The following is a 16637-nucleotide window of genomic DNA, read 5'->3' as shown; positions in this document are numbered from 1 at the left end:
TTAGGACAGGTTATCGGAATTTTAGGTTACTTTCAGCTTACTAACCGTCCTTTTCCTTATCCTGAACTCAGGTTAATTAATCATGAACTTAATTCACTTTTATCTACTTTCTCCCCTACACACCGGAGGAACCACTCAAGAGGGGAATCTAGTCGGTATTGCTCGTGAATCCCATACCACTTTACCCTATGTTCCCTCCAGTACAATTCGCGGGAAAATCCGTTCTTTAGCTACCGAAGAAACCCTAAAATTTAAGTTATTCGGTAATGACATCGATCAAGATCCAGAAAACTTGGTACAGGGAGACATCTGGATAGGGGATGGCTCGATTCTCTGGTTGCCCGTCTCTTCTCTAAGTCACGGTGTCGTCTGGATCACTTCGCCTTTACTTCTCCGTCGTTGGACAAGATTAACTAATCCTCGTCTGACAATTCCTCCCGAATATAGCTGTAGTTTTAAAAAGGCCAACACGAACGTCTATCTCAAGGATGCCATTCTCAAAGATAATGATCTAAAAGACTGGTCAACTTGGTCAATTTTTATTCCCAAAAACTCTGTCAGCAGTAGCATTAATAAAGTCTTAGTATTACCCGATCAGCATTGCACGACTCTCATTCAAATGAGTTTATGGCGACAATTTAAAATTAAATTAGATAAGCATAAATCCGTCGATGGTGGATTTCGTTATGAAGAAGCTATTCCCCCCGATACCTTAATGTATTTTCCTTGGGGTGTCACCTCTCAAGCTAATAAAACCAGACAACAATCCCAAGCTGATTTTAAACGGTTATTAGCAGATAATGACATTCTACAAATCGGCGGACAAGAAAGTTTAGGACGCGGTTTCATTCAACAATTGTAGAGGTAATTTATGACAGCTAATCTTGCCTTAGCTAAATGGTCAGTGGTCGATTATCATCGCATGATTGCGGCGGGAATTTTAATTGATCGGCGTGTAGAATTACTGAATGGAGATATTCTCGAAATGAGTCCAGAAAGCCCTTTACACAAAGATAGTGGAGAAGGATTAGCTAATTTTCTCCGTCAACGTCTCAAGGATAAAGCATGGGTAAGAGAAGCGGGTCCAATTACCCTAGAAAACTCGGAACCTGAACCCGATATCGCTGTAGTTCTTCCCCCTCGTTCTCGCTATCGAGATCATCATCCCTATGCCGATGAAATTTTTTGGTTAATCGAAATTTCTGACTCAACTCTCAGTAAAGACTTAACCGAAAAAAAACGCATCTATGCCCAAGCTGGTATTGCAGAATATTGGGTAGTTGCCATCAAAAATCGAGAGATTTATGTTTTCCGTCAACCCATAAATTCTGATTATCAATATCAAGAAAATTTTAGTAAAGGAACTTTATTTGCTGCTGCATTTCCCGATATTGTTATCTCTCTTGATGCCCTTTGGTCAGGGAATATTTTTTAACTTTTGGAGCCAAAATAACCATGACATTCGACCCTAGAACGATTAGCAATCCCGTGTTCAAGGCCTTACAAGAATTGTACTTAAATACTGGTGATGATAGTCGCCGCAAAGAACAAAAAAAACAAGCTCTTGAACTTTATATCTATCTTTCGACTTGGGGAATGATGCGCCTAAAAGCTGAGGAAACTACCCTAAATCAAGAAGGAAAAAAAGAGGTCGTTAAAAAGTATTTTCAATGCCTAGAAGAGTTATCTCAAATAAATAATCTTTCTAATTCTCAAGGATTAACTACTCTCAAAGATTTATCTACTGATGATTATCTGGGGTTAACGGGTTTAGGATTGGAAATCGCTCAAGAATTTAGCTTCTGGGCTAACGCCATCTATTCCGATGTGGAAAGTGGCGACTAGCTCAGACAAATTGTCACCACAGTTTTTATCATTCATTAAACCAGAAAGAAAATTTATAATTATTATGTCCCATAGCCCCTTACCACGCCCTAATCGCCTCCAAAAACCCACCCTAAAAAATCTGGCTATACAGCAGCAAAATAATCACCAATCCCCCCAACAGCTCCCCGGGGGTGGCGGTGGCGGCAATAATAATCCTCCTCAACCCTCACCCTGGTTAAACACCGAAAAGGAACCTCAACCTGACCAATCAGCCAGTTTTGTCGAATATCTCCGTTGGATGCGTGCTGCTGACTATCCACACAAAGATGCGACTAAAACCCAAATTCTGCAAAAAGCCCAAGAAAATGCTAACTACACTCAGCGTCTTGACCAACTCAATCAGCGTACCCAACTGTTAGCGAAAGACGGAATCACTTTTCAAGTCAAATCCACTTGGCGCATTCGTGTCGGTGGTCATCGCGGACCGGAAGGTATTCTTTTACCTGCTTTTGATGGCCTCGGAATGCCCTATATTCCATCTAGTACATTGCGCGGTGTTGCCAGAACCCAAGCCATCCGAGAAATCATGGCGGAAAATAATCTGGAATGGAAAGAAGCTGAGGAAAAAACTGCTCCCTATTTTGGTGATATAAACGCCAAAGAGAAAAATAAAACGGGTAAAGTTATCTTTTTTGATGCCTATCCTTTACCGACTAAAAATGGTGGATTAGAAATAGACATGACTAATAATATTTGGTCATGGAAAGATGATTCTATGCAATATTCTCCTAACCCTAATCCTTTTTTATCTCTCAAAGAACCAACTTTTTTAATTGGTTTACGTCTAGCTAGTAACTGTGAGGGTAAAAAGATACTTGAACAGGTACAACAATGGCTTAATAAAGGGCTACAGCTTGGTATAGGTTCACAGGTAAATAGTGGTTACGGTGAATTAAAGCCAATTGATGATAATATTCATCCTGATAATAATAAAAATGACAACGATTCGAGTTTTTATCGATTAAATTTCGAGCTAGAAGGTCAATTAATTCATGGTTATCAAAGATTCACCCAATGGCAATGGAATGACCGACGCAATGAATGGCAAATGCGGAGCGCACCCGTTGCAGAAGTTCGTCCGACAGCCTTTAAATCGATGCTGCGATACTGGTTTCGTGTTTTGGCATCTGGAGTTTTACCTATTAACGAAGTTCGAAAGATTGAAGCTGAATTATTTGGTGCTATTAATCCTAAAAAATACGGTTATCTACAAGTGAATATTCTTGAGGGTAAAGTTACCCAAAAAGAACCTCGAACCAATGCTCAGGGTAAAAATGATCCTTGTGGTGAACAACGGGGAACTTTAGTATTATCTTTATCTTCTGAAACCCCAAAAGATAAACAAGAAGATGTTAAAAAATTAGCTAAATATTTGCTTTGGTTTTTAGCTGATATGGGTGGTATTGGTCAAGGTGCAAGACGACCTAATTATTCTCGCAAAACTCGTGAATACGCCCCCTGGTTTCGTGGTTCGACATTGTATATTGACAGTGAAGAAGTTTTTTGGGCAATTCCCGATGATGTGCAGGGGTTTAAACAACAATTTCAGCAAAGATTGCGAGATTTTTATTGTATTTTGGATAAAATTAGTGAAACCAATATCAATACTAATAATCTCAGAACAGTAGATCAGGTTTCACAAAATCAATGGATTGATGCGGCCGATAGTAACTGTCAAATTTTTGTCTGTGCAGGAAATGAACAAAGAGGTAAACCCCATGCTTTAGCGATTCTTCACAGTGATACTTTGAAAATTACCGGTAAAAATGGTCAAAGAGAATATGATGGTAATCTCTGTGGTAAAGTCAGTGGTGGAGCTAAACCTTCTCCCGTGTGGATTGCTGATTTAGGAAATTACCAGATAGTTACTGTATTCGGCGCTAATCTGAATCCCCGTCAAGAGTTTATCAAACAATTAAGAAGTAATACAAGTCCTCAAAATTTTGCTCAAATATTCCCTTTATAATCTCATGAAATCAATTTTAGTTGCAACGATCGGAACCAGAGATTTAATGTTTCAAGTCACCACTGGTGACTGGTATAATATTGGCGATGATCGTATGAAAGGTGATATTCTCGGAGAACAGATAGAAGTAGTGTCTGATTTAGCTCTGACCGAAAAATCATCTTTTCGAGAAATATCCCAATACCTTTGGGAAAACATTGAATATTATGGCGATCAGGTAAAACCAGTGATTCTGGGTAAGCTTTTGGAAGATAAAATCAATGATCTCGAAAAAGTTTATTTAGTAGTAACTGATCAAAATGAAACAGTAAAAGAAAGAGAAAAAGATACTCTTTACTCAGGAGAATTAATTAAGTATTGGCTAAATAAATTAAATTCTGATTTGGTAGTAAATATTCTCTATATAGGTAGAAATGATGAAAACCCTTCTAACTTCGAGGAAATGTTCCGTTGGTGGCAACAAGTATGGAAAGAAAATATAGAACCTCAACCCGATCAACCCATTTTATTGTGCTTAAAAGGTGGGGTGGGGCAAGCTTCAGAAGCGTCGAGAATTTCGGGATTGAGTTTTTATGGAAACGATATTAAATTCTATGAATTTATTCCCACCCCTTCTAACAATCAAAAGGGAATTTCTTCAGATTACACAGGGCCTTTTTTAGGGACTAACTATCTTTGGGATCGCACTCGACAACAAGCCCTACAATTATTAGAACGCTATGATTATGCTGGTCTTCATAACTTAGTTAAACCTTACTATGAACAAAATAAACAAAAATGGAAAGAAACTTATGCTCTAATTAAATCTGGAGTAAGCTGGAATCAAGGACAATTTGAAGATTTTTTTCAATCCGCTTCTTTTAGTTTCAATAATCAACAAAAAGAGCAGCATCAACAATATTGGTGGATGGCCTATGAACAAGCTTATACCGCAGTAGTTAGACTAAAACAAAAAAATACAACCGAGGCTATGCTTCATAGTTTCCGAGCGGTAGAAGGCTTAATTTATGAGTGTTTAAAACATGAATTTAAAGACTATATGGTTAATTCTGAATATACTTATTCATCTTTACAATCATCTGTGTTGAATAAATATCCTGCTCTTAAAGAACTTTTTGTTAATAATGGCAATCCTGTCTCTGAAATTAAGCTAGATAGTCGCACTCAACAGAGATTAATAGAGAAGTATATTGCTCTCACTTCTCCCCAGGCAAACTTTAAGGATTTAAAAGCTTGGGGTTCTGAAGAATTGCGTAATCATAGAAATCGATTATCTCATAAATTAGGTGGCATTAGTGAGGGAGAATTATATCAAGCTTGGGGAAAAGATACTTACAATCAAAAAGACTGGGAAAAGCGAATTTTAAATTGTCTCAATCTAATCACAGAAAATAAATTTAATTATTTATGGCAAGGAAGTTTATTTGCTTCTATTCATGAGAGAGTCAGAACAGCTATCAAAAATTATAATGTTGTTTAAAGTACAAAATGCAATTAGCTCCTACAATATACACCCGGGATGCTGCCGATAAATGGCTCTCTTATTCTTGGTGTGATCAGTTTAACTTATATAAGACCGATCGATCTTTGTGTCCTTTGTGTCTTTGTGGTTCGTTCCAGTCCCTCGCTGGCAAGACTGTATCTTAGAACACATTTTACCCACCAAACCCTAAGAGAGCCGATAAATTAGCCAGTCAAAAGACTATTTAGGGTGTGCTGAATAAATCTAAAAACCTTGTTGGATAAGAATTTTAGACTTTTTTCCCATCAAAAAGTGCCAGACCTTGGGGTGATCGGGGGGGAAATTTAGGCACTTTTTCCCTGAAAATTAGGTAATTGACCCCCTGAAAATCGGTAAAACCCTACACCCCACACCCCACACCCCACACCCCACACCCTACCCCCACGAAAAACTTTTTCAGCAGACCCTATTTAAAAATCCAATTCGTCTAACCCCGATTCTGGGGAAGAAAAGCGACTGCGAGGAGATTTTTTCGACTTTCTCAAAAAAGTCGGAATAACTGCGGCCATAAAAAATCCTATTCCCAAAGAAAAAGCCAATAAAATGCCGATGGGTACTTTAATTGACTCAAATTGTAGAAACTTTAAAGAAACTGGTTGGATATTTTGGATAGCAAAAACTGCCATAGTCATAATCCAACCACCGACAATAGCACTAGCTAAAAAATTAGTGATTGTATTCATGCTTGTCCTCGCCAGGTTTGTAGGATATTTTTTAACCTTTTGTAGGCTAAGTAGGTAGGCTTGAAAAATTATCAGATGCCCCCCTTATTAAGGGGGGACTAAGGGGGGATCGGCACCCCCCTTATTAAGGGGGGACTAAGGGGGGATCGGCACCCCCCTTATCAAGGGGGGCTAGGGGGGATCGAACCTAAAATCCATTTTTAATTTAATTATAACCAGCTACTTAATTTGGGAGTTATACCCCTATTAATTTAACCTCCGTGGGGCGGAAATTACCGTTAATTGACTAAAACGTTACAATTGTCGATCGATCTCAAATAAATCTTGATCGCGATAATACAATTATAGTCTGATCGCCCTAAGCTAGAGCTAGTAAATATAAATAGCACCCTGTTGATTGATGTTAAAGGTGGTATAACCGGGGGTACTCCCCGGAACTTTGGTGACAGTAATCGTGACTAAATTATCTTTATTGACTTCTACGGCATAGATTAAACTAGAAGAATCGGGATCCGAGGCGGCATTAGCCCGATTAATCAGAATATATGCTGGAATTACGAAACCTTTTAGGGTTGTCTCCGTACCAGGAGATAATAATTGGGGAGAGGAATCAATATTGGCCGATAGGTCATAATTGAGGTCAATATCGGTTTGATTGATGATTTTAATCTCCACAGGACGACTCATATTCACCCTAGCGACAGGCTGCCAAGGACCCGGTTGAAAGGTGGTAGCGGGGGGATTTTGAGCGGGTAAAGAGGGGGGAAAAACTAATCCCAGACTTAACACGAGGGAAAGAGTCAAAAAGCGATCGCATTTCATAGATAAATCCTGGTCTAGGGTTGTCATCCTATTTTAGGGAGGTATCCCCAGTGTTTTATACTTAAAGTAGAAGCTTTTGAAATTGTCTATAGCATTGATTGATCAGCTATCAGGGAAAATCCTAAGCTTCCCTGATTTTGCTCTATAAACAAGGCTAAATACACCGATTTTTCTCTAGAAGTTTCCCTAGTAACCCCTATCAACGGTTTAACTTAGGTTGAGATTGATTATATGCCTACCATCGACATATCGGGAGTATCCCACAGTTACGAGTTATTTTCGCCCCGAGCGGATAAACCGGTTTTAGTCTTTATACACGGTTGGCTGCTGAGTCGTCACTACTGGCAGCCTTTGGTAGATATTCTCTCCCCAGACTATCCCTGTCTAGTTTATGATCTCCGGGGCTTTGGCGACTCCCAAAAAATCACCTCTAACAGTCCTCCTAGCAGTTATAACCTTGAATCCTACTCCCAAGACGTTATTACCCTTCTGAACCGCTTAAACCTCGATGCCGCTTGGTTAGTTGGTCATTCCCTCGGTGGTAGTGTGGCTTTGTGGGCCGCGGATAGCTGTCCTGAACGGATTAAAGGGGTAATCTGTATGAATGCCGGCGGCGGCATCTATCTAAAGGAGGAATTTGAGCGATTTCGGGAAGCCGGAAGACAGATTTTAGAGAGAAGACCGCCTTGGTTGCCCCGTGTTCCCTTGATTGATGTTTTATTCTCGCGGATGATGGTCAAGCAAACCCTAAGTAAAAAATGGGGCAAACAGCGAGTGATTGACTTTGTCCGGGCCGATTACCAAGCGGCTCTGGGGTCACTTTTGGAAACCACCACTATCGGCGAAGTTCATCTTTTACCCCAGATTGTCTCCCGTCTCCCGCAACCGGTCTATTTTCTGGCGGGGAAAGAGGACACGATTATGGAAGTTAAGTACGTTAACCATCTGGCCAGTTTTCATCCCTTGTTTGAAACTGGCGGCAACGTGATTGAGTTATCCGATTGTGGTCATTTTGCCATGCTCGAACAAACAGCAGCGGTGGCCGAAAAGATGATGGCTATTTTAAATCAGCATCGGGGTTAGGGGGTTTAAGTGTTGAGGTTTTAGTGGAAATTTCCCTATCTCCCCATTTCCCGATTCCATCCACAGATACTGTTATGAAGTGAAAATTTATGTAACAATGACTCTATAAGGGCGATTTTTTACCGATCGCCGAGGCCGTCTATTAATCGAATCGATGTCTTTGAAGAACGTAGTCCCAAACTGGAAACCTGACTTTCCTTCCCCATTCTTGCCACTACTAGCGGAATTTTTCTCCTTTTTGTGTTACCCACGGGAATTTTTGAGCTATTGCTGAGATTGGCATTTTGTCACTTCCCGTTAGTTAAATCCAACAAAAGAAGCTGTTTAGGAGCAATTTATGTTACACCGCAAGATTTATCAATTCTGTATGGATGGTCAGGAAGTCTGCATTTTCTTGCGCGATCAGCAAAGATGGATTGATAATGCTCGTATTGTCGATCTAGAAAGCGATCTCGTCACCATTCGCTACGAAACAGAAGAGGAAGACGAGATTAGTTCTTGGGAAGAAATGGTGCGTTTAGAAAGTATCGGTGCGGTGAGCAGAAAACTGGCCTCCGTGTCGCGGACGAATCCTGATATTAATGTCTCGGAAGATTGTCCGGAAGCAGAACAACTTTATCCCCATTCTCCCGATAGCTTAGATTAATTTTGTCGATTTAAATTACAGTGGCTAGAAGTCCCGAGGTTTGAACAGTGGCCAAGGGACTTTTAGGGGATGGAAGGGAAGAGAGCCGGAAAGAATCAGCACTTGTTCTAAAATTATCGTCAAAGCCGCCAGATTTTCTCTATTATAAGCTGCAGGAGCAAAATGAATTCTAATCCCTACTTCCATGCCAAGGATATCTATCAAAAATTTGTGGCAGTAGTAATAGTTTTAATTAGTTGTTGGTTAGTGACTTTTCCCGCCTTGGCTGGATCCGCCCCTCTAGAAGTTAAAATTAGTCTAGGATCCGGGCAAGGAGAATTAAAATTCTTTCCTAGTCAATTAGACTTTATTGCTGGACAAAAATACAAATTAATCCTCGATAATCCCAGTCCCACTAAACATTATTTTACCGCTAAAGACTTCGCTGATGCTAGTTGGACCCAGAAAGTTGAAGCGGGAAAAGTGGAGATTAAAGGGGCAATTCACGAACTAGAATTAAAACCTAATGCACAGGCGGAATGGGTGATAGTTCCTCTCAAAACCGGTAAGTATAAATTAATCTGTACTATTCCGGGTCATGCCGAAGCGGGAATGGTGGGAGAAATCGCCATTAATAACCCATGAATTTAAGAAAAATTGTCTCCTTTGCTTTCCTATTATTTATTCCCCTATCGGTGGTCGCTAGTCGTCTTAATTGGGGAGATCAAGCTATTTTTATCGCCGCCGCTTTATCGATTATTCCCCTGTCAATTTGGTTAAGTACGGCCGTCGAAAGAGTTGCCGTAGTCACTGGGCCAACTTTGGGAGGATTAGTTAATGCTATCTTCGGCAATACTACCACTTTAGTTATTGCCTTAATTGCCCTAAAAAAAGGCTTGGTGGACATCGTACAAGCCAGTATTACCGGCAGTATTCTCAGCGATTTATTATTATTTATGGGCATGGGAATGCTCACGGGAGGAATTCGCTACAAAGAGCAAGAATTTAAACCGATTTTAGCGCGGGTAAATGGTTCTTCCATGACTTTAGCAGTAATAGCGATCGCTTTACCAACTTTGGTAATTTATACTTCTAAAGTGGTGGAAGTTGCCGATATTCTCAGTCTTTCCCTAGTCACCGCCACGGTTTTATTAATAGTTTACGGGTTAACTTTATTATTTTCCCTGAAAACCCATAGCTATCTCTACGAAGTGGGATTAAGTAACGAAAATACCCCCGACAATCAGGTTAGTGAGGAAGAAAAAGCTCAAGTCTGGATTTGGTTACTTGTGCTGCTTACTTCCACCGTAGCTGTAGCCTATGAGTCAGATTTATTTGTTAATGTAGTGGAATCGGTTATGGAAGGATTTAATCTCACTCCTCTCTTTATCGGGGTGATTTTTATTCCTTTAATTAGCGATGTTTCTGGAATAGTTACCGTCATTCAATTAGCCCTAAAAAATCAGATGGATTTAACGGTTTCCGTGGCTATGGGTGATAGTTTATTGGTGGCTTTATTTGTGGCACCTTTATTAGTTTTTATCGGTCAATTTTGGCAGCAACCGATGGATTTAAATTTTAATCCCTTTAACGTGGTGGCTTTAATTGTAGCGGTGGTTGTCACTAATTTAATCAGCTTTACTGGTCGTTCCAATTGGTTAGATGGAACCCTATTACTAGCCACCTATTTAATCTTGGCCGTGGCTTTTTATTACCATCCCACCTAGCCAAAAAAGAGATTTAGGTATTTTCTGAGATTTCTGTCTTAAAATGGATCGGTATCACCTTACTGCCGCAGGATTGCTGATGATGAAAAGAGGGTTTTGGTTTGTCGTCGGGTTAGTAGTAACGATAATTCTCCTTCCTTCCCTAGTTCTTTCTAATTCCATCGGTGAACAGGGAATTTATGCCGATCGCCTGCGGGCGGAACCCTATAATTTATTAGGGCGAAAAATTGCCATCGGTCAAGTAGAAATCGGCCGACCGGCTCAGTTCGGTTATGATAAAGTGGCAGCTTGGCAGCCTCCCTATAAATTAGCCGGTGTTTTTTTTCGCGATCAAATTGCCAAACCCAACACCTATCTAGATAATCACGCCGCTATGGTGGCAACGGTGATGGTCAGTGATGATAAAAAAATCCCCGGAGTGGCCCCAAAAGCGAGATTATATTCGGGGGCGGTGGGTTCTTTGCGACGCGGCGGACAACCGGAAGAATGTCTTACCAGTCAAAATATTGCCCGACAAAATAGCGGTGATGTGCGAGCAATTAACTTTAGTTTTGGGGAATCTTTGCAAAGAGATCAGCGACAGGAACCAAAATTAGATGGTCAAGCTTTATTAACTCAATGTGTTGATTGGTCATCGCGAGTTGATGATGTTCTTTATGTAATTGCCGGTAATCAAGGTAAGGGAGGAATTCCCATTCCCACCGATCATTTTAACGGCATTACTACCGCTTATACAGCCAAAAGAGAAGGAAAATTTACTAAAGTTGATTTTGCTAATATTAGTGCTTTGCCGGTGGGTATTGGTCGCAGTTTAATTAAACGGGAAATTAATGATGGTTTGCGGCGGTCAATTAATTTAGTTGCCCCCGGCAATAAAATAGAGCTTTATGATCTCAAAGGTAAATTAAATACTGTTAGTGGCACCAGTTTCGCCGCTCCTCATATTACGGCATCCGTGGCACTTTTACAAGAATACGGCGATCAACAAATTAATCAAAAAAATCCCCATTGGAGTCTCGATTCTCGTCATCATCAAGTGATGAAGGCAGTAATGCTTAATGCTGCCGATAAAATTAAAGATACGGGCGATGGGTTACGGTTAGGTATGAGACGGACAGTCTTAACTAAGGACCAAAAAACTTGGTTAGAGTCCGATGCTTATAAAGACCCGAAAATTCCTTTAGATATGCAGATGGGGACGGGACATCTTAACACTTTTCGCGCCTACCAACAGTTTAGTAATGGTCAATGGTCCGCCACAGAATCTATTCCTGCCATTGGTTGGGATTACGCTACAGTTACCGCTAATAGTTATCAAGATTATGCCCTAGAGAAGCCCTTAAAAGCTAATAGTTTTGTTTCGATAACTTTAGCTTGGGATCGTTTGGTAGAACTAATCGATACTAATAGCAATAATCTCTATGATATCGATGAAAGTTTCCGAGATCGCGGCTTGAATAATTTAGATGTTTATCTGTTACCTGCTCAAGAGGATAATAATGTTAAATACACCTGTGCTTCCCTGAGTGATAGTGATAGTTTAGAGCATATTTTTTGTCCTGTCCCCATCTCTGGAAAGTATAAAATTCGGGTTCAATATCGTCAACAAGTTAACGAGAAAGAACAAGCTTTTGCTCTTGCTTGGTGGACGGTTCCCGAATAATAAAAATGATAGTAAATCCTGTTTAAAAAGTATAGGAGAGTGGGAAGATGGGAGCGAGTTTTTCAAGTTCGATTGGCAGCTAACGGACTTGGTATAATTTAAATACCGAACAGTCTCTAAGATACACCTCGTTTTCTTTTAGGGATAACATCGTCAGGGATTCCCCAATAGTTTGATGCCTGAGACATATTATATAGCAATAATTCTTCGGGGATTTTTTCTAAAATAACTCGGTTGAGATTAGCGGTATTGATATTCATTGCTCCCATCACAGAAGAGCCAAGTTCTTTCGATAATAGCGGAATAACTGCATTACCAATCTCACGAAAACCATGCCATATTGTGCGGTGAAACTGAAACCAATCGGGGAATGTATGTAATCTGGCGGCTTCTCGTACAGTAATACAACGAGGAATAGAATAGTGAATGGGTCTAGGAGCAGTATAGGCCCCTTTATCACTATTAGTTCCGGCCCGGAGAGTATTGCATAAACCAGTGGGAGAAAGCTTGAAAAAGCGACTTTTTGGTTCCACTGTACCCGGTTCGGTTACGATAAATCTATTAATTGATCTTTGGGTATGAACTGAGCCTATATGTCCATAGATTTTTGTATCTACTGTTCTTTGATGGCAAAGTTTAAAAATATCCCCTGGCTGCACTGAATATTTTTTCCTCTTACCACTATAATCTAATTTTGATGCAGGTATGCCTAAATCAGTATCGATAAAGGCCGATATTGATTCTAAATCTGAAATCGCATCATAGACGCTGGTAAAAGCTGATTTTTTGGCTGAGTTTAAATCGACGGTCTTTGCCAGGGGATATTTAGCCATCGGCACGTCTTTTCGACTACCAATTAAGATTAATCTTCTGCGCTTTTGTGGCGCACCATATTCACTGGCATCAAGGATTTTAATTGGCTGATTGATTGCATAGCCAATAGCTTCAAATTCAGAGATTAACTCCTCTAAAAATTGTTTATGTTTACCCGTCGCCATGCCGGGGACATTTTCAAAGATAAAATACTTGGGTTTAATTTCCCCTACAATTCGCAGATATTCAAATACTAGAGAATTTCTAGGATCATCTATTTGTCGTTTACCAATCAGTGAAAAACCTTGGCAGGGGGGACCGCCGGCAATTAAACTAACATCGGTGGCATAGCCTTTTAGTTTTAATAATTCCCATATTTCTCTACTTGTTACTTTGGCTATATCCCGGCAAATAGTTTGACAATAGGGAAAGTTAAAATGATGAACCAAGGAATGGACTGCATCAAACTCCACCGCTACAGCAATATCAAATCCCGCCGCTTCTAGACCAAGGGACATCCCACCGCAGCCGGCAAATAAATCGATCGCAATTGGTCTATGTTTCACTTTGATGATTAGCTCTCTATTGTCTGCCTTTTATTATACTGTATTTCTGATAAAATTAAGGCTTTACGTTTTATTAACAGTCTGGTAAATAAAGGCAATTGTGCTATATTATTAAGCAATTATTTGAGCAATTTTTTTTCATCAATTTTTGGATCATTTGTTCAATTATCTTTACTTCAATAGTAATAGCTTATAAAAAATCCCGCCCCAATATTTGGACGGGACTAATAATCAATCAATAATTCAATACTACTCCCATTCTATAGTTCCGGGGGGCTTAGAAGTAATATCATAAACCACGCGGTTAACTCCCTTAACTTCATTGACAATGCGATTAGAAATTGTCTCCAATAAATCATAGGGAACCCGCGACCAATCGGCAGTCATTCCGTCTTCACTGCTGACTAAACGTAGGACAATGGGATAAGCGTAGGTGCGTTGATCTCCCATTACTCCCACACTGCGGACAGGCAATAAAACCGCGAAAGCTTGCCAGAAATCGTGATACATTCCCTGCTTATTAATCTCGTCGCGCACCACCCAATCTGCATCGCGCAAAATATTTAATTTATCTGCGGTGACTTCCCCTAAAATGCGAATTGCTAAACCGGGGCCGGGGAAAGGTTGACGACGAACAATTTCTTCCGGAAGACCGATCGATCGACCTAATTTTCTCACCTCATCCTTAAATAATTTTCGCAGAGGTTCGACTAATTTAAACCGGAGATTTTTCGGCAGTCCACCAACGTTATGATGACTTTTAATTTTAACCGCGACTCTTTCCCCGGTTTTGGGATCCACATTACTATCGGCCGATTCAATCACATCGGGATATAAAGTTCCTTGGGCCAGATAATCAAAGGGTCCCAAACGATTTGATTCTTCTTCAAACACCTGAATAAATTCATGGCCGATACGACGGCGCTTTTCTTCGGGATCGGTGACACCGGCCACTTGCGCTAAAAATCGCTTTCTAGCGTTGACATACTCGACTCTAATATGGAATTGCTCGTTAAATATCTGCATTAATCGTTCGGGTTCACCCTTACGCATGAATCCCTGATCGATAAACATACAGGTTAGTTGATCACCGATCGCTCGATGCAAGAGGAATGCTAAGGTAGAGGAGTCCACACCGCCGGATAAAGCCAATAAAACTCGCTTATCGCCCACTTTTGCCCTAATTTCTCGGATCGATTCCTCGACAAAAGCTTCCGTGGTCCAAGTGGGTTCGCATTTGCAGATATGATAGACGAAATTGCGAATTAAGGCGATTCCTCCCACAGAATGGACAACTTCCGGGTGAAACTGCACTCCAAAGAGTTTTTTCTGGTGATCGGCAATGGCCGCACAATCGGTATTATCGGTATGAGCGAGAATTTCAAAACCCGATGGCAATTCCACGCAGGAATCTCCGTGACTCATCCATGCGGTGGAACCGTCCTCGACATTGGTTAATAAATCGGTAGGATCGTTGATAAATAGGGATGCTTTGCCGTATTCGGCCCTTTTTGCCCGTTCTACCCTGCCCCCTAACTGCTGTACCATCAATTGCATCCCGTAGCAAACTCCGAGGATGGGTACACCTAAATTCCAAATTTCGGGATCACAGTGGGGCGCTCCCGGATCATAGACGGAATTGGGACCGCCCGAAAGAATTATTCCTTTCGGGTTGATTTGGGCCAATTGTTCGGCGCTGGTACGATAGGAGAGAACTTCGGAGTAAACGTTCGTTTCCCTGATTCTGCGGGCGATTAATTCAGAATACTGGGAGCCAAAGTCAAGAATGATGATTATTTGACGATTAAGGCTATTAGTGAAGGACTCTGAGGGCAAAGTCTCTTGGGGGGTGGGAAGGGGGGTTTGAGTTGTCACTGCGATCAAAAAAAGAAACTGGCAGGAAAAGGTTAAAGATTTGTGAACTAAATCGGCTATTGTTCTGAAAATAAGCTACAATAGTCTAGCCTTATTAGTTTCATTTTTTAAGACTAAATATTCCCACGATCATAGCACGGTCACTAGGGGGTAACTTGTAGATTTTGCAAAAATTTAATGCCATTTTCGCTTTTGCTGATCAAAGAACGAGAGCGATCGAATAAAATACAACCGACCCCAAGATGACCGTTACTGTGGTTATAAACGTATTCTTGGCAACGGCGATCAATCGTATTAGCCATTTCTCCATAGATGCGTTCCACCCAATTATCTCCCGTTTGCCGGTCTAATTGACGCAGATATTCCAGACCGTTTTCGCTGGTGCTACTGTCAAAAATTTGCTGGAGATGGGGGGTAGCTAAACCCATTTTAGCGGCGTAGGCGGTGAGAATTTCCCGACGACCATCGGCGAGATGATGGTGAGTCTGAAAGATTCCCCCGGCAAGTTTAATTAATTTACCGTGATAACCAAACAAAAGAATTTCAGAGATTCCCTGTAATTGTGCCTCTAATAACATCGGCCCGATCCAATTGGCTGTTTTTACCAAAATATCAGGATTAATACCCATTTGAGGGGCTAAATCTAAGCCATTTTCCCCGATACAAAACACCAAGCGATCGAAACGAAGAGATAAAATTTTTAATTGCTCGCGAAAGATTTCTAACTGTCCGGGGGCGCTCAGGGGTTGGGAAATGCCGGTGGTACCCAACAAAGATAATCCCTCTACCACCCCAAAAGCGGCGTTAGAAGTCCTTGTGGCCAGTTTTTTGCCTTCTGGAAGGATAATCGTCACTTTGATGCTTTCTTGGGGCAGTAACAGGGGTCTGAGGTTTTCTTGCAGCAGACGCTGGGCATAACTATAGATAGCTGATTTTCCGCCATTATCAACCTGTAGGCCGATTCCTTGACCGCCTTGAATCTCTATCTCTTGATTACCCGTTTTTCTTTCTACTAACGCCCATATAGGGGTATTTCTAGTTAAATCTAAATTATCCCCCGGATCGCTGCGGGTGATGGCTAGGGCAGCATCGGGGTTCAGTCGGGCAACTTGTTCGATGGCAATTGTAACGGCTTCTGGCGGTTCTAAAAGATTAAAAGTAACGGAATTTAGCTCATTTTCGCCGTGGAGATGCTGGAGAGATGCGATCGCACTGGCACAGGCAAAAACCGGTAAAGTGTAACCTGAACGGGGTGGGGAGATAGACATGAATAGGGTCGATAGCCAATCAAATTAGCCGTGATCTGATTATAGAACTAGGGGGCAACCGCTGCTATTTTTGATGATTCTTTGACATCCTCACCACCCGGGATGAGCGCATCTCAAACGCTATTGGCAATTGGCCA

At 41.0% G+C, this 16637-nt stretch carries 15 protein-coding genes; 10 read left to right on the top strand and 5 right to left on the bottom strand.

Annotated features, from left to right (window positions below; translation table 11 throughout):
- Positions 1-82 precede the first annotated feature (82 nt).
- The 5 genes from cmr4 (at position 83) to ACOCD9_RS03455 (ending at position 5333) form a co-directional block, all read left to right on the top strand.
- Positions 83-862, top strand: coding sequence for a type III-B CRISPR module RAMP protein Cmr4 (cmr4, locus tag ACOCD9_RS03475; RefSeq protein WP_287700145.1), 780 nt, complete (start codon positions 83-85; stop codon positions 860-862).
- 9 nt (positions 863-871) lie between these two features.
- Positions 872-1435, top strand: coding sequence for a Uma2 family endonuclease (locus ACOCD9_RS03470; RefSeq protein WP_287700144.1), 564 nt, complete (start codon positions 872-874; stop codon positions 1433-1435).
- A 20-nt stretch (positions 1436-1455) separates the two neighbouring features.
- A complete protein-coding gene (locus tag ACOCD9_RS03465; RefSeq protein ID WP_287700143.1) occupies positions 1456-1845 on the top strand; it encodes a hypothetical protein in 390 nt (129 codons plus the stop codon).
- A gap of 64 nt (positions 1846-1909) precedes the next feature.
- On the top strand, positions 1910-3853 hold the full coding sequence (cmr6, locus tag ACOCD9_RS03460; RefSeq protein ID WP_419546365.1) for a type III-B CRISPR module RAMP protein Cmr6: 1944 nt from the start codon (positions 1910-1912) through the stop codon (positions 3851-3853).
- A gap of 4 nt (positions 3854-3857) precedes the next feature.
- Entirely contained in the window at positions 3858-5333 is a 1476-nt protein-coding gene (locus ACOCD9_RS03455; RefSeq protein WP_287669161.1) for a hypothetical protein, read from the top strand.
- A gap of 452 nt (positions 5334-5785) precedes the next feature.
- Here the strand turns inward: ACOCD9_RS03455 and ACOCD9_RS03450 are convergent, their stop codons facing one another.
- Together ACOCD9_RS03450 and ACOCD9_RS03445 are read right to left on the bottom strand one after the other, a co-directional pair.
- The gene (locus ACOCD9_RS03450; protein WP_002804354.1) at positions 5786-6058 is read right to left on the bottom strand and encodes a lipopolysaccharide assembly protein LapA domain-containing protein; all 273 of its coding nucleotides are present in this window, start codon (positions 6056-6058) and stop codon (positions 5786-5788) included.
- Between the two features lie 369 nt (positions 6059-6427).
- On the bottom strand, positions 6428-6880 hold the full coding sequence (locus ACOCD9_RS03445; protein ID WP_419546395.1) for a hypothetical protein: 453 nt from the start codon (positions 6878-6880) through the stop codon (positions 6428-6430).
- Between the two features lie 231 nt (positions 6881-7111).
- Here ACOCD9_RS03445 and ACOCD9_RS03440 point away from each other — a divergent pair, with 231 nt between their 5' ends.
- The 5 genes from ACOCD9_RS03440 (at position 7112) to ACOCD9_RS03420 (ending at position 11978) form a co-directional block, all read left to right on the top strand.
- On the top strand, positions 7112-7963 hold the full coding sequence (locus ACOCD9_RS03440) for an alpha/beta fold hydrolase (protein WP_287700140.1): 852 nt from the start codon (positions 7112-7114) through the stop codon (positions 7961-7963).
- Positions 7964-8300: 337 nt separating this feature from the next.
- Entirely contained in the window at positions 8301-8609 is a 309-nt protein-coding gene (locus ACOCD9_RS03435) for a DUF6679 family protein (protein ID WP_002757875.1), read from the top strand.
- A 162-nt stretch (positions 8610-8771) separates the two neighbouring features.
- Positions 8772-9233 carry a cupredoxin domain-containing protein gene (locus tag ACOCD9_RS03430; RefSeq protein ID WP_419546364.1) on the top strand — a complete coding sequence of 154 codons (462 nt, stop codon included), beginning with the start codon at positions 8772-8774 and terminating at the stop codon, positions 9231-9233.
- A complete protein-coding gene (gene cax, locus ACOCD9_RS03425; protein WP_419546363.1) occupies positions 9230-10315 on the top strand; it encodes a calcium/proton exchanger in 1086 nt (361 codons plus the stop codon). Before ACOCD9_RS03430 ends, cax begins: the two co-directional genes overlap by 4 nt.
- A gap of 43 nt (positions 10316-10358) precedes the next feature.
- Positions 10359-11978: a S8 family serine peptidase gene (locus tag ACOCD9_RS03420; protein ID WP_287700137.1), complete on the top strand. Its 1620-nt coding sequence runs from the start codon at positions 10359-10361 to the stop codon at positions 11976-11978.
- A gap of 116 nt (positions 11979-12094) precedes the next feature.
- Here the strand turns inward: ACOCD9_RS03420 and ACOCD9_RS03415 are convergent, their stop codons facing one another.
- The 3 genes from ACOCD9_RS03415 to cbiD all read right to left on the bottom strand — a co-directional run bounded on the left by ACOCD9_RS03415 (position 12095) and on the right by cbiD (position 16500).
- Positions 12095-13357 (bottom strand): DNA cytosine methyltransferase, encoded by a 1263-nt coding sequence (locus ACOCD9_RS03415; protein ID WP_287700136.1) that lies wholly within the window; start codon positions 13355-13357, stop codon positions 12095-12097.
- Between the two features lie 249 nt (positions 13358-13606).
- Positions 13607-15232, bottom strand: coding sequence for a glutamine-hydrolyzing GMP synthase (gene guaA / locus ACOCD9_RS03410; protein ID WP_287664657.1), 1626 nt, complete (start codon positions 15230-15232; stop codon positions 13607-13609).
- A gap of 143 nt (positions 15233-15375) precedes the next feature.
- Positions 15376-16500 (bottom strand): cobalt-precorrin-5B (C(1))-methyltransferase CbiD, encoded by a 1125-nt coding sequence (cbiD, locus tag ACOCD9_RS03405; protein WP_419546362.1) that lies wholly within the window; start codon positions 16498-16500, stop codon positions 15376-15378.
- Between the last annotated feature and the right edge of the window lie 137 nt (positions 16501-16637).

Origin of the sequence: Microcystis sp., assembly GCF_048564745.1 — a bacterium.
In the GTDB taxonomy this organism is placed as follows: domain Bacteria; phylum Cyanobacteriota; class Cyanobacteriia; order Cyanobacteriales; family Microcystaceae; genus Microcystis; species Microcystis ichthyoblabe_A.
Note: the sequence above shows the minus strand (reverse complement) of the source record. Positions and strands in the feature narration are given on the sequence as shown.